The organism is Streptomyces sp. P5F9 (genome assembly GCF_057961495.1).
Window position 1 is genome coordinate 1 of the sequence record NZ_JBXVPZ010000865.1, and the last position, 1,725, is coordinate 1,725.

Sequence of the window (1,725 nt, forward strand, 5' to 3'; positions counted from 1 at the left end):
GTCCTGCGGAGGGGGCCGGGGCGTGACGTACGACGGCTGCATGGCCTACGGCGCCGACGTTCGGCCCGTATGTGGCACCTGCGGCCACGTGGGTGGAAACCGCCGCGGGTTCCGAGGCGTGCCCGTGGGCCGCGGCCCCGCCCTTCTTGCTTCCGCCGCCACGCGAGGGCTGAGGGGCGGCGGGGACCGGCACCGGCGTCGACTGTGCCGGAAGCGTCGGCACCGGAAGAGTCGGCACCGGAAGAGCCGGCTCGGCGGGCAACGAGGGCAGGGTCGGCAGCGACGGAAGCGACGGCACCTGCGCCTTGGCCAACACCTCGGTCACCGTCTTCACGACTTCGGCGACCGGCTGTACGACCTGAGCCGTGGTCTGCGGAACCAGCACCGGAACCGGAACCGACTTCACCACCGAAGTCACCACCGGAATCCCGGGCTTGCCCAGATGCACCGGGTGCGCCGGGGCCGAACCGCCCTCCGCCGCCTGCGCCTGCCCCCCGAAGACGACGCCGAGCACGAACAACCCGCCGACCAGCAGGACGACTTGAAGCACCCGTTGACGCACCCGTTGACGCACACGCCGCCCCACCGCCGTACGCATCACGCGCAGGGCGGCACCGGACAGTGCGGCGGGCCAGTTCATGAGGCGACGATCCTTGCACGGGCCACCCCCGGACACACAACCCCCCTGTCCCCCACGCCAGTTCGTCACATGGCGTCCGGTATCGGCAACGGCCGCTTCTCGATCGCCGCCGCCATCACCTCCGGGAACAGATCGGGCGTACAGGCGAAGGCCGGCGCGCCCAACGCGGCCAGCGCTGAGGCGTGTTCGCGGTCGTAGGCGGGCGTGCCCTCGTCGGAGAGCGCGAGCAGGGTCACGAACTGCACCCCCGACGCCTTCATCGCCGCGACCCGCTTCAGCATCTCGTTCCGGATGCCCCCTTCGTAGAGGTCGCTGATCAGCACGACCACCGTCTCCGCGGGCCGGGTGATCTGCGACTGGCAGTACGCGAGCGCCCTGTTGATGTCCGTACCGCCGCCGAGCTGGGTCCCGAAGAGCACGTCCACCGGGTCGTCGAGCTGGTCGGTGAGGTCGACGACCGCCGTGTCGAAGACGACGAGCCGGGTGTTGATCGACCGCATGGACGCCAGCACCGCCCCGAACACGGAGGCGTAGACGACGGACGCCGCCATCGACCCGGACTGGTCGATGCAGAGGATGACCTCCTTCTTCACGGACTGGGACGCGCGCCCGTATCCGATCAGCCGCTCCGGCACGATCGTCCGGTACTCGGGCAGGTAGTGCTTGAGGTTGGCCGCGATCGTGCGGTTCCAGTCGATGTCGTGGTGGCGCGGCCGGTTGATACGGGCGCTGCGGTCGAGCGCGCCGGTGAGGGTGGCCCGGGTACGGGTGGCGAGCCGCTTCTCCAGGTCCTGCACGACCTTGCGGACGACCGCCCGTGCCGTCTCCTTCGTGGTCTCCGGCATCGCCTTGTTGAGGGAGAGCAGCGTGCCGACGAGATGCACGTCGGCCTCGACCGCCTCCAGCATCTCCGGTTCGAGGAGCAGCGCGGACAGCCCGAGCCGGTCGATGGCGTCGCGCTGCATGACCTGGACGACGGAGGACGGGAAGTACGTCCGGATGTCCCCGAGCCAGCGCGCGACGGACGGCGCCGACGCCCCGAGCCCCGCCGAACGGTCCTTCGCCGCCCGCCCCTTGTCCTCTCT

General features: G+C 70.7%; 2 protein-coding genes. Both read right to left on the reverse strand.

The features are described from left to right. A partial coding sequence (locus AC31A1_RS50975; protein ID WP_489659841.1) for a hypothetical protein occupies window positions 1–640 on the reverse strand: 640 nt, incomplete at its 3' end. Window positions 641–705: 65 nt separating this feature from the next. Continuing rightward, window positions 706–1,725 (reverse strand): vWA domain-containing protein (locus AC31A1_RS50980; RefSeq protein WP_489659842.1); only part of this gene is annotated, 1,020 nt, incomplete at its 5' end.